Annotated in this window: 19 protein-coding genes; all 19 read left to right on the plus strand. The window is 42.4% G+C overall.

The genetic code is table 11. From position 1 onward, the window contains the following. Positions 1-11 precede the first annotated feature (11 nt). The 19 genes from sigD to rbfA all read left to right on the plus strand — a co-directional run bounded on the left by sigD (position 12) and on the right by rbfA (position 20,323). On the plus strand, positions 12-776 hold the full coding sequence (gene sigD / locus M1D65_RS08815; protein WP_032725704.1) for an RNA polymerase sigma-28 factor SigD: 765 nt from the start codon (positions 12-14) through the stop codon (positions 774-776). Between the two features lie 28 nt (positions 777-804). Next, positions 805-1,308, plus strand: coding sequence for a swarming motility protein SwrB (swrB, locus tag M1D65_RS08820; protein WP_070548976.1), 504 nt, complete (start codon positions 805-807; stop codon positions 1,306-1,308). A gap of 143 nt (positions 1,309-1,451) precedes the next feature. Beyond that, positions 1,452-2,192, plus strand: a complete 741-nt coding sequence (gene rpsB, locus M1D65_RS08825; RefSeq protein ID WP_003220918.1) for a 30S ribosomal protein S2 — start codon at positions 1,452-1,454, stop codon at positions 2,190-2,192. A gap of 101 nt (positions 2,193-2,293) precedes the next feature. Next, the gene (gene tsf, locus M1D65_RS08830) at positions 2,294-3,175 is read left to right on the plus strand and encodes a translation elongation factor Ts (RefSeq protein WP_003231929.1); all 882 of its coding nucleotides are present in this window, start codon (positions 2,294-2,296) and stop codon (positions 3,173-3,175) included. Between the two features lie 145 nt (positions 3,176-3,320). Next, positions 3,321-4,043, plus strand: coding sequence for a UMP kinase (gene pyrH, locus M1D65_RS08835; protein WP_003220923.1), 723 nt, complete (start codon positions 3,321-3,323; stop codon positions 4,041-4,043). A 1-nt stretch (position 4,044) separates the two neighbouring features. Further along, on the plus strand, positions 4,045-4,602 hold the full coding sequence (gene frr / locus M1D65_RS08840; protein ID WP_003231927.1) for a ribosome recycling factor: 558 nt from the start codon (positions 4,045-4,047) through the stop codon (positions 4,600-4,602). 130 nt (positions 4,603-4,732) lie between these two features. Next, entirely contained in the window at positions 4,733-5,515 is a 783-nt protein-coding gene (locus M1D65_RS08845) for an isoprenyl transferase (protein ID WP_003231925.1), read from the plus strand. A 3-nt stretch (positions 5,516-5,518) separates the two neighbouring features. After that, positions 5,519-6,328: a phosphatidate cytidylyltransferase gene (gene cdsA / locus M1D65_RS08850; protein WP_080481272.1), complete on the plus strand. Its 810-nt coding sequence runs from the start codon at positions 5,519-5,521 to the stop codon at positions 6,326-6,328. Between the two features lie 61 nt (positions 6,329-6,389). Next, positions 6,390-7,541, plus strand: a complete 1,152-nt coding sequence (gene dxr / locus M1D65_RS08855) for a 1-deoxy-D-xylulose-5-phosphate reductoisomerase (protein WP_003245155.1) — start codon at positions 6,390-6,392, stop codon at positions 7,539-7,541. A gap of 6 nt (positions 7,542-7,547) precedes the next feature. Further along, the gene (gene rseP, locus M1D65_RS08860; RefSeq protein WP_010886508.1) at positions 7,548-8,816 is read left to right on the plus strand and encodes an RIP metalloprotease RseP; all 1,269 of its coding nucleotides are present in this window, start codon (positions 7,548-7,550) and stop codon (positions 8,814-8,816) included. A 32-nt stretch (positions 8,817-8,848) separates the two neighbouring features. Beyond that, on the plus strand, positions 8,849-10,543 hold the full coding sequence (gene proS, locus M1D65_RS08865) for a proline--tRNA ligase (protein WP_003231918.1): 1,695 nt from the start codon (positions 8,849-8,851) through the stop codon (positions 10,541-10,543). A 108-nt stretch (positions 10,544-10,651) separates the two neighbouring features. Beyond that, on the plus strand, positions 10,652-14,965 hold the full coding sequence (locus M1D65_RS08870; RefSeq protein ID WP_456270840.1) for a PolC-type DNA polymerase III: 4,314 nt from the start codon (positions 10,652-10,654) through the stop codon (positions 14,963-14,965). Between the two features lie 329 nt (positions 14,966-15,294). Next, positions 15,295-15,765: a ribosome maturation factor RimP gene (gene rimP / locus M1D65_RS08875; protein WP_003231915.1), complete on the plus strand. Its 471-nt coding sequence runs from the start codon at positions 15,295-15,297 to the stop codon at positions 15,763-15,765. 34 nt (positions 15,766-15,799) lie between these two features. Next, positions 15,800-16,915: a transcription termination factor NusA gene (gene nusA / locus M1D65_RS08880; RefSeq protein WP_003231912.1), complete on the plus strand. Its 1,116-nt coding sequence runs from the start codon at positions 15,800-15,802 to the stop codon at positions 16,913-16,915. A 13-nt stretch (positions 16,916-16,928) separates the two neighbouring features. Next, positions 16,929-17,204: a glucose-induced regulator RulR gene (gene rulR / locus M1D65_RS08885; protein WP_009967250.1), complete on the plus strand. Its 276-nt coding sequence runs from the start codon at positions 16,929-16,931 to the stop codon at positions 17,202-17,204. Position 17,205: 1 nt separating this feature from the next. After that, complete coding sequence (locus M1D65_RS08890; RefSeq protein ID WP_003220946.1) at positions 17,206-17,508, plus strand: YlxQ family RNA-binding protein; 303 nt, start codon at positions 17,206-17,208, stop codon at positions 17,506-17,508. Positions 17,509-17,527: 19 nt separating this feature from the next. Further along, complete coding sequence (infB, locus tag M1D65_RS08895; protein ID WP_014479801.1) at positions 17,528-19,678, plus strand: translation initiation factor IF-2; 2,151 nt, start codon at positions 17,528-17,530, stop codon at positions 19,676-19,678. Then, complete coding sequence (locus M1D65_RS08900; RefSeq protein WP_003220950.1) at positions 19,675-19,953, plus strand: DUF503 domain-containing protein; 279 nt, start codon at positions 19,675-19,677, stop codon at positions 19,951-19,953. Before infB ends, M1D65_RS08900 begins: the two co-directional genes overlap by 4 nt. Positions 19,954-19,969: 16 nt before the next feature. Then, the gene (gene rbfA, locus M1D65_RS08905) at positions 19,970-20,323 is read left to right on the plus strand and encodes a 30S ribosome-binding factor RbfA (RefSeq protein ID WP_009967251.1); all 354 of its coding nucleotides are present in this window, start codon (positions 19,970-19,972) and stop codon (positions 20,321-20,323) included. The last annotated feature ends 54 nt before the right edge of the window (positions 20,324-20,377 follow it).

A 20,377-nucleotide genomic window follows, 5' to 3' on the forward strand; every position in this document is an offset into this window, starting at 1 on the left:
GGGGGATAACAATGCAATCCTTGAATTATGAAGATCAGGTGCTTTGGACGCGCTGGAAAGAGTGGAAAGATCCTAAAGCCGGTGACGACTTAATGCGCCGTTACATGCCGCTTGTCACATATCATGTAGGCAGAATTTCTGTCGGACTGCCGAAATCAGTGCATAAAGACGATCTTATGAGCCTTGGTATGCTTGGTTTATATGATGCCCTTGAAAAATTTGACCCCAGCCGGGACTTAAAATTTGATACCTACGCCTCGTTTAGAATTCGCGGCGCAATCATAGACGGGCTTCGTAAAGAAGATTGGCTGCCCAGAACCTCGCGCGAAAAAACAAAAAAGGTTGAAGCAGCAATTGAAAAGCTTGAACAGCGGTATCTTCGGAATGTATCGCCCGCGGAAATTGCAGAGGAACTCGGAATGACGGTACAGGATGTCGTGTCAACAATGAATGAAGGTTTTTTTGCAAATCTGCTGTCAATTGATGAAAAGCTCCATGATCAAGATGACGGGGAAAACATTCAAGTCATGATCAGAGATGACAAAAATGTTCCGCCTGAAGAAAAGATTATGAAGGATGAACTGGTTGCACAGCTTGCGGAAAAAATTCACGAACTCTCTGAAAAAGAACAGCTGGTTGTCAGTTTGTTCTACAAAGAGGAGTTGACACTGACAGAAATCGGACAAGTATTAAATCTTTCTACGTCCCGCATATCTCAGATCCATTCAAAGGCATTATTTAAATTAAAGAATCTGCTGGAAAAAGTGATACAATAATGAATTTCATGGTTAGCGAGTGAAAAACATGTCAACACTATTATGGCTTTTAAGCTTTACGCTCCACGGCGTTCTTCTGTACGCTGTCATTATCCTGTATACGAGGCTCGCTGCAGTGAAAGAAACAGAAAAACAGCAAAAACAGATACTTGAAGAGACGGAAAACACCTTGGCGGCATTTCTGCTTGAATTAAAAGAAGAAAATGAGAAACTGATAGAAAATAAAGCTTCATCTGCAAGTCAATTAGATGAAGAATCCCAAAAGCCAGGCCTTCAGACCTCTGAAACATATCAAGAGCGGGATCCAGTCCAAGAGGCAGAGAATCTTCCTGAACATATTGAAGGTCTGATTACAGAGGTTGACCGTCGGGAAGAGCTCGTAAACAGTGAGGTCCAATCATTTGAAGACCAGGTCATAGAATTATATGAACAGGGATATTCGGCAAGTCAAATTGCCCAGATAATGAAGAGCGGAAAGACAGAAATCGAGCTATTTTTAAAATTTCGCTCCAAAGGTGTAAAGGATTCTTGATTGTCGGATAAAGCTGTGTTATATTATGTCTTGGTGTTAAATACACACGCTTAACGATTTATGCAGAGGGTGCTGCAGGCGGCAGTTCTGCACAAAAATGACCTAAGCGGAGGAAAAAAACCATTATATTAGGAGGAAATAACATGTCAGTCATTTCTATGAAGCAATTGCTTGAAGCTGGTGTTCACTTCGGTCACCAAACACGCCGTTGGAACCCAAAAATGAAGCGTTACATTTTCACGGAGCGTAACGGAATCTACATCATTGACCTTCAAAAAACAGTCAAAAAAGTAGAGGAAGCTTACAACTTCACTAAAAATCTTGCTGCTGAAGGCGGAAAAATCCTTTTCGTCGGAACAAAAAAACAAGCTCAAGATTCTGTTAAAGAAGAAGCTCAACGCTCTGGCATGTACTATGTCAACCAACGCTGGTTGGGCGGTACATTAACAAACTTCGAAACAATCCAAAAACGTATTAAACGTCTTAAAGACATTGAAAAAATGCAAGAAAACGGTACGTTTGATGTACTTCCTAAAAAAGAAGTCGTTCAATTGAAAAAAGAATTAGAGCGTCTTGAAAAATTCCTAGGCGGAATTAAAGATATGAAGGATCTTCCTGATGCATTATTCATCATCGATCCTCGCAAAGAGCGCATCGCTGTTGCGGAAGCTCGCAAATTAAACATCCCTATCATCGGTATCGTAGATACTAACTGTGATCCAGATGAAATCGATGTTGTTATCCCAGCGAACGATGACGCTATCCGCGCTGTTAAACTTCTAACTTCTAAAATGGCAGATGCAATCTTAGAAGCGAAGCAAGGCGAAGAAGAAGCGGAAGTTGCTGAAGAAACTGCACCAGAAACAGAAACAACAACTGCGTAACCTATTCAAAAGGTGATAAGAGGGACTGCCTTTTATCACCTTTTTTCAAGAAAAATGTGTAATATACATACTCTTGTTTAAACATATAAGGAGGAATACAAATGGCAATTACTGCACAGCAAGTAAAAGAACTGCGTGAAAAAACTGGCGCGGGCATGATGGATTGTAAAAAAGCGTTAACTGAAACTGACGGAGATATGGACAAAGCAATTGACCTTTTAAGAGAAAAAGGGATTGCAAAAGCAGCGAAAAAAGCTGACCGTATCGCAGCAGAAGGTTCTACTCTTATTAAAACTGACGGCAACAAAGGCGTTATCCTAGAAGTAAACTCTGAAACTGATTTCGTTGCGAAAAACGAAGGTTTTAAAGAGCTTCTTAACACTTTAGCTGACCACCTTCTTGCAAACACGCCAGCTGATGTTGAAGAAGCAATGGGCCAAAAAATGGAAAATGGCTCAACTGTTGAAGAGTATATCACAAGCGCAGTTGCTAAAATCGGTGAGAAAATCACTCTTCGCCGCTTTACAGTTCTCACAAAAGACGACAGCTCTGCATTCGGTGCGTACCTTCACATGGGCGGCCGCATCGGTGTATTAACTGTTCTCAACGGTACAACTGATGAAGAAACTGCGAAAGATATCGCAATGCACGTTGCTGCAGTTAACCCTCGTTACATTTCTCGTGATCAAGTATCTGAAGAAGAAACAAATCATGAGCGTCAAATCTTAACTCAGCAAGCCCTCCAAGAAGGCAAACCTGAAAACATCGTAGCGAAAATGGTTGAAGGCCGTCTGAACAAATTCTTCGAAGAAATTTGTCTATTAGACCAAGCGTTCGTTAAAAACCCAGATGAAAAGGTGAAACAAGTTATTGCAGCGAAAAACGCTACTGTTCAAACTTTTGTCCGCTATGAAGTTGGAGAAGGCATCGAAAAACGTCAAGAAAACTTTGCTGAAGAAGTAATGAACCAAGTGAAAAAATAATGGTGAAAAGATTTCGCGGCTAAGTCGCGTCTTTTCAGGCAGTATAGGGGACACATTTTGTGTTCCCTATTTTTAAAACTATATTTACAAACCTTTTTTTCTCTTGCATAATAGAAAACGGCAATGTTTACACTTGGAGGTTATCATGGAAAAACCAAAATACAAACGTATCGTATTAAAGCTTAGCGGGGAAGCATTGGCAGGAGAACAGGGAAATGGAATTAACCCGACTGTCATTCAATCCATTGCAAAGCAAGTGAAGGAAATCGCTGAGCTTGAAGTCGAAGTGGCTGTTGTAGTAGGCGGCGGCAACTTATGGCGCGGAAAAACAGGAAGTGACCTGGGCATGGACCGCGCGACTGCTGACTATATGGGAATGCTGGCGACAGTAATGAATTCGCTTGCTCTTCAAGACAGCTTGGAAACACTCGGAATCCAGTCCAGAGTGCAAACATCCATTGAAATGAGACAAGTTGCTGAACCGTACATAAGAAGAAAAGCGATACGCCACTTAGAGAAAAAACGTGTCGTTATTTTCGCTGCGGGCACAGGAAACCCATATTTCTCAACTGATACGACAGCTGCACTGCGGGCTGCTGAAATTGAGGCAGACGTTATTTTAATGGCTAAAAATAACGTTGACGGTGTGTATAATGCTGATCCTAGAAAAGATGAATCAGCTGTTAAGTATGAATCACTTTCTTATCTTGACGTTCTTAAAGACGGCCTGGAAGTCATGGATTCAACAGCTTCCTCTTTATGCATGGACAATGACATTCCGCTTATCGTCTTTTCTATTATGGAAGAAGGAAATATCAAACGTGCCGTTATCGGTGAATCAATCGGAACGATCGTGAGGGGGAAATAACGTGTCAAAAGAAGTATTAACTCAAACAAAAGAAAAAATGGAAAAAGCAATTGCTGCTTATCAGCGCGAATTGGCTACTGTACGCGCAGGCCGTGCAAATCCATCATTATTAGATAAAGTAACGGTTGAATATTACGGAGCGCAGACACCTTTAAATCAGTTGTCTTCTATTAACGTGCCTGAAGCTCGTATGCTCGTTATCACACCATACGACAAAACAGCAATCGGCGATATCGAAAAAGCGATTTTAAAAGCTGATTTAGGTCTTACACCAACAAGTGACGGCAATATGATTCGAATTGCAATTCCGGCACTAACAGAAGAGAGACGGAAAGAATTAGTGAAAGTTGTAAAAAAATACGCTGAAGAAGCAAAAGTAGCTGTTCGTAACGTTCGCCGTGATGCTAACGATGATCTCAAAAAACTTGAGAAAAACGGAGACATTACTGAGGATGAACTGCGTGCTTCCACTGAAGACGTTCAAAAACTGACAGATGAATATGTGTCAAAAATTGACAGTGTCACAAAAGACAAAGAAAAAGAAATCATGGAAGTTTAATGAAAAACTATGTACAATAGATAATAGTGAAAAGACCCTCTCATGTTTACAGGGGGTTTTTTTGTTAATACTGTTGATTACATTGATTATCAGCAGGGAATGTAACCTTTTTGGGTGACGGAGGAATCTCATGCTCAACATACTCAAAAATTGGAAGAATCAGCAAACTGCGGCTTCCAACTTAGAACGTTATACAAAAGAAGACATACTTAAGGGAGAAATTCCCGAACACATCGCCATTATCATGGATGGAAATGGCCGTTGGGCTAAAAAACGCTCTCTTCCCAGAATTGCAGGCCACCATGAAGGGATGAAGGTGGTAAAAAGGACCACGAAGCTCGCAAACGAATTAGGTGTCAAAGTACTGACATTGTATGCATTTTCAACAGAAAACTGGAAAAGACCGAAAATGGAAGTCGATTTTTTAATGAAGCTACCGGAAGAATTTTTGAATACGTATCTTCCAGAGCTTGTTGAGGAAAATGTACAGGTTCGGATCATTGGGGATGAAACGGCTTTGCCCGCGCACACATTACGTGCGATTGAAAAAGCTGTACAGGACACGGCGCAAAACGACGGAATGATCCTTAATTTTGCTCTTAACTATGGAGGCCGTACTGAAATTGTCAGTGCTGCAAAATCACTCGCGGAAAAAGTGAAGGAAGGCTCTTTGAATATTGAAGACATTGATGAATCGCTTTTTTCTACTTATTTGATGACTGAATCTTTGCAGGATCCTGAACTTTTAATTCGAACGAGCGGCGAGATAAGGCTGAGTAATTTTATGCTATGGCAGGTTGCCTACAGTGAATTTGTCTTTACTGACGTCTTGTGGCCTGACTTTAAAGAAGATCACTTCTTGCAGGCGTTAGGAGAGTTTCAGCAGAGAGGCCGGAGGTTTGGCGGAATTTAGAGGATGGTGGACATGAAACAAAGAATTTTGACAGGTGTTCTGGCAGCAATTGTATTTTTATTTTTGGTTATTGTCGGGAAATTGCCGTTCACCATATTAATTTATGCTATGGGCAGTGTGGCGCTTTTTGAACTTTTACGGATGAAAAAGCTGAAGCTGGTTTCACTGCCGGGTTTGATCGGTCTTTTATTATTGTGGATGTTCTTATTGCCAAGCCAGTATTCGTTTTTTGAAGCGGGCGGGATTTCCAAAATGGAAATCGCTTTATTTGCGGTACTGCTATTGCTGACTTACACAGTGTTGGTCAAGAACACCTTTACTTTTGATGAAGTCGGGTTTATTACGCTTGCAGCAATTTACATCGGAATGTGTTTTCATTATTTTATCGAAATCAGAAATCTTGACCAATACGGATTAACATACATTTTTTATGCGTGTGTTGTCATTTGGTCCACCGATTCCGGTGCCTATTTTGTCGGTAAATCGCTTGGGAAGCGGAAACTGTGGCCTGAAATCAGTCCGAATAAAACAGTGGAAGGGTTTGCAGGCGGAATTGTCATCGCACTTGTATTGGCGACGATTTTTCAGCTTGTTGCACAACTTCCGATCCCGTATATATATCTGCTGTTGATCACGCTGTTTTTGTCTGTTTTCGGACAACTTGGAGATTTAGTGGAATCCGCCTTGAAAAGACATTACGATGTAAAGGATTCTGGGAATATTCTTCCCGGGCATGGCGGTATATTAGACCGTTTTGACAGTTTCTTGTTTGTCATGCCTTTCTTGTACTTTCTGCTTGCCCTTTTTTCATAAAAAAGTCTAATATGAATATGAGACTGATCATGCAGCAATAAGAATAGGAGTAGTGGCAACTTTGAAAAATATTTGTCTTTTAGGAGCAACAGGATCAATCGGCGAACAGACTCTTGATGTACTGCGTGCACATCAAGACCAATTTCAGCTGGTATCTATGTCGTTTGGCAGAAATATTGATAAGGCCGTTCCAATGATTGAGGTCTTTCAGCCGAAGTTTGTCTCTGTCGGTGATCTGGATACATATCATAAATTAAAACAAATGTCTTTTTCTTTTGAATGCCAAATCGGGCTGGGAGAAGAAGGACTGATAGAAGCAGCAGTGATGGAGGAGGTTGACATTGTTGTCAACGCTTTGCTTGGAAGCGTCGGTCTTATCCCGACATTAAAGGCAATTGAACAGAAAAAAACAATTGCGCTTGCAAATAAGGAAACTCTTGTCACTGCAGGGCATATAGTAAAAGAACATGCTAAGAAATATGATGTTCCGCTGCTGCCTGTTGACAGTGAGCATTCAGCCATTTTTCAAGCTCTTCAAGGCGAACAGGCTAAAAACATTGAACGCCTCATCATTACGGCATCCGGCGGAAGTTTTCGGGACAAGACGCGGGAGGAGCTCGAATCAGTAACAGTTGAAGATGCATTAAAACATCCAAACTGGTCAATGGGTGCAAAAATTACAATTGATTCGGCTACAATGATGAATAAGGGATTAGAGGTGATCGAGGCACACTGGCTTTTCGATATACCTTATGAACAAATTGATGTGGTTTTACATAAGGAGAGCATCATCCATTCAATGGTTGAGTTCCATGATAAAAGTGTGATCGCACAGCTCGGAACTCCGGATATGAGAGTCCCCATTCAATATGCGCTCACTTATCCTGACCGATTGCCATTACCAGATGCGAAAAGGCTTGAATTATGGGAAATCGGCAGCCTTCATTTTGAGAAAGCTGATTTTGACAGGTTCCGATGCTTACAATTTGCTTTTGAATCAGGTAAAATAGGAGGAACAATGCCGACAGTGCTAAATGCGGCAAACGAAGTAGCTGTCGCTGCCTTTTTAGCTGGCAAGATACCGTTTTTGGCTATTGAAGACTGTATCGAAAAGGCACTAACCCGCCATCAATTACTGAAAAAACCGAGCCTGGCGGACATTCAAGAAGTGGACAAAGATACCCGGGGATACGTCAATTCAATACTCACATAAGGTGGTATGTTCGTGAATACAGTTATAGCGTTTATCATTATTTTCGGAACGCTCGTTTTCTTCCATGAACTGGGCCATTTATTGCTAGCCCAAAGAGCGGGAATTCTCTGCCGTGAATTTGCGATCGGCTTCGGTCCAAAGATTTTTTCTTTCAAAAAAAATGAAACAGTTTATACGATCAGGCTGCTTCCGGTCGGCGGATTTGTTCGTATGGCCGGCGAAGATCCGGAAATGATTGAGGTGAAACCCGGATACACGGTCGGGCTTCTGTTTAATAAGGAAGATCAAGTTGAGAAAGTCATCATCAATCAAAAGGAAAAATATCCGGATGCATTAGTCATTGAAGTGGAAACAGCGGATCTAGAGCATGACATGAAGATCACCGGTTATGAACAGGGGAAAGAGGACGAACTTTCCAGCTTTACTGTCAGCGAAACATCCTTTTTTATTGTAGACGGAGAAGAAGTGCAGATTGCGCCGTATAATCGCCAATTTGGTTCCAAACCTGTATGGCAGCGGATTAAAGCAATTGCTGCAGGGCCGATTATGAACTTTATTTTAGCTTACGTCATTTTAGTGATGCTTGGGCTGATTCAAGGCGTACCGTCAAATGAACCTATGCTCGGGCAGCTGACAGACAATGGACGGGCGGCTGAAGCAGGGCTAAAAGAAGGGGATTATATCCAAAGCATTAACGGAGAGAAAATGAGGTCTTGGACTGACATTGTCTCCGCTGTAAAAGAAAACCCGGAGAAAGAAATGGACGTTGCGGTAAAAAGAGATAACAAAACGCTTCATATTTCGGTGACTCCGGAAGCTGTTAAAGATGAGAACAAAAAAACAATCGGACGTTTCGGTTCCTATGCGCCGACTGAAAAAGGCGTACTCTCAGCGGTTGCTTACGGCGCGACATCAACAGTTGATGTCACCAAAGCCATTTTAACCAATCTGAGCAAATTAGTAACAGGCCAATTTAAACTCGATATGCTGTCAGGTCCTGTCGGCATATATGACATGACAGACCAAGTGGCGAAAACAGGGATCGTGAACTTATTTCAGTTTGCGGCGTTTTTAAGCATTAACCTTGGGATTGTCAACCTACTTCCGATTCCGGCGCTTGACGGAGGAAGACTGTTGTTTCTATTTATTGAAGCGATTCGGGGCAAACCGATTAACAGGGAAAAAGAAGCATTTGTTGTGTTTATCGGAGTAGCTTTCTTAATGCTTCTTATGCTGGTTGTCACATGGAACGATATCCAGCGGCTGTTTTTGTAAACGAAAAGTAAATCAATCAGAGGTGCGAAGAAATGAGACAAAGCTTGACGCTTATTCCTACGCTCCGTGAAGTTCCAGCTGATGCCGAAGCAAAAAGTCATCAGCTTCTTCTGAGAGCAGGATTTATCAGACAGAATACGAGCGGGGTATACAGCTATATGCCTCTTGCGTATAAGGTGATTCAAAACATTCAGCAGATTGTTCGAGAGGAAATGGAGAAAATTGATGCCGTAGAAATGCTCATGCCCGCATTGCAGCAGGCAGAGACATGGCAGGAATCAGGCAGATGGTATACGTATGGTCCCGAACTGATGAGACTAAAAGACCGTCATGGCCGTGAATTTGCTTTAGGGGCAACGCATGAAGAGGTTATTACTTCGCTTGTTCGCGATGAGGTTAAATCTTATAAGCGTCTCCCTCTGACTCTTTATCAAATTCAGTCTAAGTTCAGAGATGAAAAACGTCCTCGCTTCGGTTTGTTAAGAGGCCGCGAATTTATTATGAAGGATGCGTACTCTTTCCATGCATCTGCAGAGAGCCTAGATGAAACGTATCAAAAAATGTACGAGGCCTATTCTAATATTTTTGCCCGCTGCGGCATTAATGTAAGACCTGTTATCGCTGATTCAGGCGCAATGGGAGGAAAGGATACGCACGAATTTATGGCACTTTCTGCGATCGGAGAGGATACGATTGCGTATTCTGATGAATCACAGTACGCGGCTAATATCGAGATGGCTGAAGTTCTTCACCAGGAAGTTCCTTCAGATGAAGAGCCTAAAGCTCTAGAGAAGGTTCATACGCCTAACGTGAAAACAATCGAAGAACTGACTGCGTTCTTACAGGTTTCGGCTGAAGCGTGCATTAAGTCAGTATTGTTTAAAGCTGATGACCGTTTTGTCTTAGTGCTTGTAAGAGGGGATCATGAAGTTAACGATATTAAAGTGAAAAACTTGCTTCATGCAGAAGTTGTAGAGCTTGCCACACATGAAGAGGTCATTCAGCAGCTCGGAACAGAGCCAGGCTTTGTAGGCCCTGTTGGTATTCATCAGGATGTGGAAGTATATGCCGATCAAGCTGTGAAAGCAATGGTTAATGCTGTTGCCGGGGCAAATGAAGGAGATCATCATTATAAAAATGTCAATGTGAATCGTGACGCGCAAATTAAAGAATTTGCTGATCTTCGTTTTATTAAAGAAGGTGATCCTTCACCAGACGGCAAGGGAACGATCCGTTTTGCTGAGGGAATCGAAGTCGGACAAGTCTTTAAGCTCGGAACACGCTATTCAGAAGCGATGAATGCGACATATTTAGATGAAAACGGACGCGCGCAGCCAATGCTGATGGGCTGTTACGGAATCGGTGTGTCAAGAACGCTTTCTGCTATTGCTGAACAGCATCACGACGAAAAAGGATTAATATGGCCAAAAAGCGTTGCCCCGTACGATCTTCATATTCTTGCATTGAACATGAAAAACGATGGGCAAAGAGAGCTTGCTGAAAAGCTGTATGCCGATTTAAAAGCGGAAGGCTATGAAGTGCTCTATGACGACCGTGCTGAGCGTGCCGGTGTAAAATTCGCTGATTCAGATCTAATCGGCCTTCCAATCCGCATCACTGTCGGAAAACGGGCTGACGAAGGAATCGTCGAAGTGAAAATTCGTCAAACTGGTGAGTCAACTGAGATTTCAGTAGACGAATTATCTGCGTTTATCAGCAAGCAGTAATCACCATAACGATTTATCAAAAAACATGTTAAAATAGAAATAATAGAAGGTACCTCATTGCCTGAGGTACCTTCACTTATGATGTTTTTAGGGAGGGATACTGTCTTAATGGAACAGTTATCAGTAAACAGAAGGCAGTTTCAAATTCTTCTGCAGCAGATTAATATGACAGATGATACCTTCATGACATACTTTGAACATGGCGAGATTAAAAAGCTGACAATTCACAAAGCTTCTAAATCTTGGCATTTTCATTTTCAATTTAAATCTTTGCTGCCTTTTCAAATATATGACACATTAACAATGAGGCTGACGCAATCGTTTGCCCACATAGCAAAAGTGACATCTTCAATTGAAGTTCAGGATGCCGAGGTCAGTGAAAGTATCGTTCAAGACTACTGGTCACGCTGCATTGAAGAACTGCAGGGCATTTCGCCGCCGATCATCAGTCTTTTAAACCAGCAAAAACCGAAGCTGAAGGGCAATAAACTGATTATCAAAACCAAAACAGATACAGAAGCGGCTGCGCTAAAGAACAAATACAGTTCCATGATACAAGCAGGCTACCGTCAATTTGGCTTTCCAGATCTTCAGCTTGATGCTGAAATATTTGTATCCGAGCAGGAAGTTCAAAAGTTTCGGGAGCAAAAGCTTGCGGAAGACCAAGAGCGGGCTATGCAGGCCTTGATTGAAATGGAGAAGAAAGATAAAGAAAGTGATGAAGACCAAGCACCATCTGGTCCTCTTGTTATCGGTTATCAAATTAAAGATAACGAGGAAATCCGGACACTTGACAGCATCATGGACGAAGAACGAAGAATTACGGTCCAAGGTTATGTGTTTGATGTGGAGACGCGCGAGCTGAAGAGCGGGCGCACGCTGTGTATCTTCAAAATTACAGACTATACAAATAGTATTTTGATCAAAATGTTTGCACGTGAAAAAGAAGATGCGGCACTGATGAAGTCTCTGAAAAAAGGAATGTGGGTAAAAGCACGCGGAAGCATTCAAAATGATACATTTGTCAGAGACCTTGTCATGATCGCAAATGACGTAAACGAAATAAAAGCAAAAACCCGTGAAGATTCAGCACCTGAAGGAGAAAAAAGAGTGGAATTGCATCTTCATTCCCCAATGAGCCAAATGGATGCTGTTACGGGTATCGGAAAGCTTGTCGAACAGGCGAAAAAATGGGGGCATGAGGCCATCGCTTTGACTGACCATGCTGTCGTTCAATCCTTCCCTGATGCGTATTCTGCGGCCAAAAAGCATGGAATTAAAATGATTTACGGGATGGAAGCGAATCTCGTGGATGATGGCGTGCCAATTGCTTATAATGCCGCACATCGTCTGCTCGAAGAAGAAACATATGTTGTTTTTGACGTTGAGACGACAGGATTGTCTGCTGTATACGATACCATTATTGAGCTGGCTGCAGTAAAAGTAAAAGGCGGAGAAATTATTGATAAATTTGAGGCGTTTGCGAACCCGCATCGTCCGCTTTCCGCCACAATCATAGAGCTGACAGGGATCACTGATGATATGCTACAAGACGCTCCGGATGTCGTAGATGTAATAAGAGATTTCAGAGAATGGATTGGCGATGATATCCTTGTCGCTCATAATGCAAGCTTTGATATGGGATTCTTAAATGTAGCCTATAAAAAGCTTCTTGAAGTCGATAAAGCTAAAAACCCAGTCATTGACACGCTAGAACTAGGACGTTTTCTCTATCCGGAATTTAAGAACCACCGGTTGAACACACTTTGTAAAAAGTTTGATATCGAACTCACACAGCATCACCGTGCGATCTATGATACTGAGGCAACCGCTTATTTGCTTCTGAAAATGCTGAAAGACGCGGCTGAAAAAGGTATTCAGTACCATGATGAGTTGAATGAAAATATGGGTCAGTCCAATGCTTATCAAAGATCAAGACCGTATCATGCAACATTACTTGCCGTGAACAGCACGGGACTTAAAAATTTATTTAAGCTTGTGTCACTTTCTCATATTCATTATTTTTACAGAGTGCCGCGTATTCCGAGATCTCAGCTTGAGAAATACAGGGAAGGGCTGCTGATCGGTTCTGCCTGTGACAGGGGAGAGGTTTTTGAGGGAATGATGCAAAAATCGCCTGAAGAGGTGGAAGATATCGCGTCATTCTATGATTACCTTGAGGTTCAGCCGCCTGAAGTGTATCGTCACTTGCTGGAGCTTGAACTGGTCCGTGATGAAAAAGCGCTGAAAGAAATTATTGCGAATATCACGAAGCTGGGGGAAAAGCTTAATAAACCGGTTGTTGCTACGGGAAATGTTCATTACTTGAATGATGAGGATAAAATCTACAGAAAGATTTTAATATCCTCACAAGGCGGGGCAAATCCGCTGAATAGGCATGAACTGCCGAAAGTGCATTTCAGAACGACAGACGAAATGCTTGAAGCTTTTTCTTTCTTAGGTGAAGAAAAAGCGAAGGAGATCGTAGTCACCAATACCCAAAAGGTTGCTTCTTTAGTTGATGACATCAAGCCGATTAAAGATGATTTATATACGCCGAAAATCGAAGGCGCTGATGAAGAGATCAGAGAAATGAGCTATCAGCGTGCAAGAAGCATTTACGGGGAAGAGCTGCCTGAAATTGTCGAAGCGCGGATTGAAAAAGAGTTAAAGAGTATTATTGGCCACGGATTTGCTGTTATTTACTTGATCTCTCACAAACTTGTAAAACGTTCACTAGATGACGGGTATCTCGTTGGTTCCCGTGGTTCCGTAGGATCTTCATTAGTTGCGACACTTACTGAGATTACTGAGGTAAACCCGCTGCCGCCGCACTATGTTTGTCCTGAGTGCCAGCATTCTGAGTTCTTTAATGACGGTTCTGTCGGTTCCGGTTTTGACCTGCCTGACAAGACATGTCCTCATTGCGGAACGCCTTTGAAAAAAGACGGCCATGATATTCCATTTGAAACGTTCTTAGGATTTAAAGGGGACAAAGTACCTGATATCGATTTGAACTTCTCAGGGGAATATCAGCCGCAAGCACACAATTACACAAAAGTATTGTTCGGGGAAGACAATGTATATCGTGCGGGAACAATAGGCACGGTGGCAGAAAAAACAGCCTACGGTTATGTAAAAGGCTATGCCGGAGACAACAATCTTCATATGCGCGGTGCCGAAATAGATCGGCTCGTACAGGGATGCACAGGTGTAAAACGTACAACTGGACAACACCCTGGCGGTATTATCGTAGTTCCGGATTATATGGATATTTATGATTTTTCACCGATCCAGTTCCCGGCAGATGCCACAGGTTCAGAGTGGAAAACGACTCATTTTGATTTCCACTCCATCCATGACAACCTGTTAAAACTTGATATTCTCGGACACGATGACCCGACTGTTATTCGGATGCTTCAAGACTTAAGCGGAATAGATCCGAAAACAATTCCGACGGATGATCCTGAAGTGATGAAGATCTTCCAGGGAACCGAATCACTCGGTGTGACTGAAGAACAGATTGGCTGTAAAACGGGCACTCTTGGAATTCCTGAATTCGGAACCCGATTTGTCCGGCAGATGCTTGAAGATACAAAGCCGACCACTTTTTCTGAGCTCGTTCAGATTTCAGGCTTGTCTCACGGAACTGATGTATGGCTTGGCAATGCACAGGAGCTCATCCACAATAATATTTGTGAGCTGAGTGAGGTTATCGGCTGCCGTGATGACATTATGGTTTATTTAATCTATCAAGGCCTTGAACCGTCCCTTGCCTTTAAAATCATGGAATTCGTGCGTAAAGGAAAAGGATTAACGCCTGAATGGGAAGAAGAAATGAAAAATAACAATGTCCCAGACTGGTATATTGATTCTTGTAAAAAGATTAAATACATGTTCCCGAAAGCCCACGCCGCGGCATATGTCTTAATGGCAGTCCGCATTGCTTACTTTAAAGTGCATCATGCTCTTTTGTATTATGCGGCTTATTTTACCGTTCGTGCAGATGACTTTGATATTGATACAATGATCAAGGGCTCTACAGCAATCAGAGCGGTAATGGAGGATATAAACGCTAAAGGACTCGATGCTTCACCGAAGGAAAAGAACCTTCTGACTGTTTTAGAATTAGCGCTTGAGATGTGTGAGAGAGGCTATTCATTCCAAAAAGTCGATTTATATCGCTCCAGCGCTACAGAGTTTATTATTGACGGCAACAGTCTTATTCCGCCGTTTAACTCTATTCCAGGGTTAGGGACGAACGCTGCTTTGAACATTGTAAAAGCTCGCGAAGAAGGCGAATTCCTCTCAAAAGAAGATTTGCAAAAGAGAGGGAAAGTATCAAAAACGATTTTAGAGTACTTAGATCGCCACGGCTGTCTGGAATCACTGCCTGATCAAAACCAATTGTCACTGTTCTAATATGGAAAGCAGAATTTCTCAGAAATTCTGCTTCTATGCATACATAAGCGCAAAAAGTGCCATCGTAATATTAGAGTTTCTGTCACTTGCTTAGGTATGAAGGTAAGCGTATATCCATTTGCAATAAAAATATGGTTATGGTATAGTTTTATTGGAAATGCTAACGATTACCGAGGCAAAGAGTGGGGAAACCCGCTCTTTTGTATTGAACAGGAGAATTTTGTCTCGACATGTTCATCGTTTACTTTTTAGCCCCTGCTCTTTTGAAGCAGGGTTTTTATGCAGAGTGACGAGACGAATATGAGATCGACAGCACAAGGAGGAAGAACATGAGCAAAAAAGTGACTGACACCGTTCAAGAAATGGCTCAGCCAATCGTAGACAGCCTTCAGCTGGAACTCGTTGACATTGAATTTGTCAAAGAGGGCCAAAGCTGGTTCCTTCGCGTGTTTATTGATTCCGATGACGGTGTGGATATTGAGGAATGTGCCAAAGTAAGCGAAGCTTTAAGCGAAAAGCTTGATGAGGCAGACCCAATCAGCCAAAATTACTTTCTTGAAGTCTCATCTCCAGGAGCTGAGCGTCCGCTAAAGAAAAAAGCCGATTTCGAAAAATCACTAGGAAAAAACGTATACATTAAGACGTATGAGCCTATTGACGGCGTAAAAGTGTTTGAAGGTGAACTGGCTGAATTTGATGGACAAACAGTGACAGTTGAGATCACGATCAAAACAAGAAAGAAACGGATCAATATTCCGTATGAAAAGATAGCTAATGCAAGATTAGCTGTTACATTCTAATGAATACAAATGTTTTAAGGGGGGAGACCGTTAAATGAGCAGTGAATTATTAGATGCTCTCACGATTCTTGAAAAAGAAAAAGGCATCAGTAAAGAAATTATCATCGAAGCAATCGAAGCTGCGTTAATTTCTGCTTATAAGCGGAATTTTAATCAAGCGCAAAATGTACGGGTGGATCTAAACCGTGAAACTGGCTCCATCCGTGTATTTGCAAGAAAAGATGTCGTTGACGAAGTATACGACCAGAGATTAGAGATCTCAATTGAAGAGGCACAGGGCATCCATCCGGAATATATGGTCGGCGATGTCGTCGAAATCGAAGTTACACCTAAGGATTTCGGGCGCATAGCTGCTCAAACAGCGAAGCAGGTCGTCACACAGCGTGTGCGCGAAGCTGAGCGCGGCGTGATCTATTCTGAATTTATCGACCGTGAAGAAGACATCATGACAGGGATCGTCCAGCGTCTGGACAATAAATTTATCTACGTGTCTTTAGGCAAAATAGAAGCCTTGCTGCCGGTTAATGAGCAAATGCCGAATGAAAGCTACAAGCCCCATGACCGCATTAAGGTATATATCACAAAAGTAGAAAAAACAACGAAGGGCCCGCAGATTTATGTGTCAAGAACACATCCAGGCCTGTTAAAGCGTTTGTTTGAAATTGAAGTGCCTGAAATTTATGATGGAACTGTCGAGCTAAAATCTGTTGCCAGAGAAGCCGGCGACCGTTCAAAAATTTCTGTTCGCACAGATGATCCTGACGTTGATCCTGTCGGTTCATGCGTAGGGCCTAAAGGCCAGCGTGTGCAAGCAATCGTCAATGAATTAAAAGGTGAAAAAATTGACATTGTCAACTGGTCCAGTGATCCTGTAGAATTTGTCGCGAATGCGCTCAGCCCTTCCAAAGTGCTTGATGTCATCGTTAATGAAGAAGAAAAAGCGACAACTGTTATTGTTCCTGATTACCAGCTGTCTCTGGCAATTGGCAAAAGAGGACAAAACGCACGCTTAGCTGCTAAACTGACAGGCTGGAAGATTGATATTAAGAGCGAAACGGACGCAAGAGAACTTGGAATCTATCCGAGAGAACTTGAAGAAGATGATGAGCCGCTCTTTACGGAGCCTGAAACTGCTGAATCGGATGAATAAGAGGTGACTTTAGGTGAATAAACACAAAAAGATCCCATTACGCAAATGTGTAGTGACTGGTGAAATGAAGCCTAAAAAGGAACTGATCCGAGTTGTACGGTCGAAAGAAGGCGAAATCTCAGTAGACCCGACCGGAAAAAAGAATGGGCGGGGTGCTTATTTAACGCTGGATAAAGAGTGCATCTTAGCAGCAAAAAAGAAAAACACTTTGCAAAATCAATTTCAATCACAAATCGATGACCAGATTTTCGATGAATTGCTGGAACTGGCGGAAAAGGTGAAAAAATAAAATGTCTGGAATGGAATGGTTTCCCTTGCTGGGTCTGGCCAATCGAGCTCGTAAGGTCGTGTCAGGCGAAGACTTGGTAATAAAAGAAATCAGGAATGCGCGTGCAAAGCTTGTCCTGCTTACAGAGGATGCATCATCTAACACAGCAAAAAAAGTAACTGACAAGTGCAATTATTATAAAGTCCCTTATAAAAAAGTCGAGAGTCGCGCGGTTCTTGGACGCTCTATCGGTAAAGAAGCCCGTGTCGTTGTCGCCGTCACTGACCAAGGTTTTGCGAATAAGCTGATCAGCTTGCTCGATTAATATTTTTGGGGGTGAACGAATGGCTAAAATGAGAGTATACGAATATGCAAAAGCGTTAAATGTTTCAAGTAAGGAAATTTTGACCGCACTGAAGAACATGGATTTAGAAGTGAATAATCACATGGCCATGCTTGAAGAAAAGGCCATTAAAAAGCTAGATGCCAAATATAAAAAAGGCGGCGCAGCTGCTAAATCTCAAAAGCCAGCAGAAACGAACAAAAACAAACAGCCACAAGGGGTTAATCAGCAATCAGCTGGAAATCAACCAAATAAAATTCGAGACGGAAAGAAGAATGACGTGCAGAATAATCAATTTAACAAAAACAAGAAGAATAACAACAACAAAAAAAATAAACGCAACAACAACAATAATAAAAACCAACATCAGCAAAAGCCTGTAAAGCCGAAAAAAGAGCTTCCTGAGAAAATTACATTCTCTGGCACTTTAACAGTTGGCGCACTTGCTGAAGAGCTTGGCAAAGAGCCTTCAGAAATCATTAAAAAGCTGATGCTTCTTGGCGTAATGGCAACTATTAACCAAGAGCTTGATAAAGACACAATCGAACTCATTGCATCAGAATATGGTGTTGAAACAGAAGAGGTCATTGTGCTTGAAGAAACAGAGCTGGAAAAATACGAAGAGCCTGATAATGAAGAGGATCTTGAAATTCGTCCTCCTGTCGTGACAATCATGGGCCACGTTGACCATGGGAAAACAACGCTTCTTGACAGCATCCGTAAAACAAAGGTTGTTGAAGGAGAAGCAGGCGGAATCACTCAGCATATCGGCGCTTATCAAATTGAAGAGAACGGCAAGAAAATCACGTTTTTGGATACACCGGGCCACGCCGCATTTACAACAATGCGTGCACGCGGTGCAGAAGTAACTGATATTACGATTCTTGTCGTAGCTGCCGATGACGGTGTCATGCCGCAAACAGTTGAAGCGATTAACCATGCAAAAGCAGCAGAGGTTCCAATCATCGTTGCTGTGAATAAAATAGATAAAGAATCCGCAAACCCTGACCGTGTGATGCAAGAACTGACGGAATACGGACTTGTCCCTGAAGCTTGGGGCGGAGAAACCATTTTTGTGCCGCTTTCCGCTTTAACTGGAAAAGGCATTGATGAGCTCGTGGAAATGATTTTGCTTGTCAGTGAGGTAGAGGAACTGAAAGCGAATCCGAACCGTCAGGCAAAAGGAACGGTTATTGAAGCTGAACTCGATAAAGGCAGAGGGTCAGTCGCGACGTTGCTCGTACAGACTGGAACACTGCATGTCGGTGATCCGATCGTAGTCGGCAATACATTTGGCCGTGTCCGTGCAATGGTCAACGACATTGGCCGCCGTGTGAAAACTGCCGGCCCGTCAACTCCGGTTGAAATTACCGGTTTGAATGATGTCCCTCAAGCGGGAGACCAATTCCTTGTCTTTAAGGATGAAAAAACAGCTCGTTCTGTCGGTGAAGCCCGTGCTTCGAAACAGCTTGAAGAGCAGCGCAGCGATAAAGCGAAGCTCAGTCTTGATGACTTATTCGAGCAAATTAAGCAAGGTGATGTAAAAGACATCAACCTCATCGTAAAAGCTGACGTTCAAGGATCTGCTGAAGCTTTAACGGCTGCACTTCAAAAAATTGAAGTAGAAGGCGTTAAAGTGAAAATCATCCATACAGGCGTTGGTGCGATTACTGAATCAGACATTATCTTGGCATCTGCTTCCAATGCAATTGTTATCGGGTTTAATGTGAGACCGGACGGAAATGCTAAGAGTACGGCTGAAGCTGAAAATGTAGATATTCGACTTCACCGTATCATTTACAAAGTAATCGACGAGATTGAAGCTGCCATGAAAGGTATGCTTGATCCTGAATATGAAGAAAAAGTAATTGGTCAAGTAGAAGTACGCCAAACATTCAAAGTATCTAAAATCGGTACAATTGCCGGCGGATATGTTACTGAAGGAACCATTACGCGCGACAGCGGCCTCCGTTTAATTCGTGACGGCGTCGTCATCTTTGAAGGCGAAGTAGATGTTCTGAAACGCTTTAAAGACGATGTGAAAGAAGTTTCACAAGGCTATGAATGTGGTATTACAATTAAGAAATACAATGACATTCGTGAAGGTGACATCCTAGAAGCGTTTGTCATGCAAGAAATTGAAAGAACGTGATCGGATTTGCGGAGTGTGAATGCATCATTTATGATGCAGGATCGCTAAAAGAAAAGCGTGCCGTTCTGAAGCGGATTTTAACCAGGGTTCAAAACAAGTTCAATGTTTCGATTTCGGAGATTGGCTATCAGGACACCTGGCAAAGAACCAGCTTCGGAATCGCCGCTGTTTCTTCCTCTCGCGTTCAAACAGAAAAAGAACTGCAGCGCGTCCTAGCGTTTATCGATTCTTTTCCTGAAATTGAACGGACGATCACTAGGACAGAGTGGTTTTAACTTAGAGGTGATTGAATTGAGTATGAGAGCAAACCGTGTCGGCGAGCAGATGAAAAAAGAACTCGGTGATATTATCAGCCGCAAGCTGAAAGACCCGAGAATTGGTTTTCTGACAGTAACGGATGTACGTGTATCAGGTGATTTGCAAATTGCAAAGGTGTATATCTCGGTTCTCGGTGACGAGAAAAAACGGGAAGAAGCGCTGAAAGGGCTGGCAAAAGCGAAAGGATTTATCCGATCCGAAATCGGCAGCCGCATCAGACTTCGAAAAACGCCTGAAATTGAATTTGAGTTCGATGAATCAATCGATTACGGAAATCGGATCGAAACACTGATTCACGAATTACATTCAGAGAAACCATCTGAATAAAAAATGAGAGGATAGGCGTATATCGTCTGTCCTCTTTCTTCGTTTAAAAGAAAA

The organism is Bacillus sp. JZ39 (assembly GCF_053903145.1).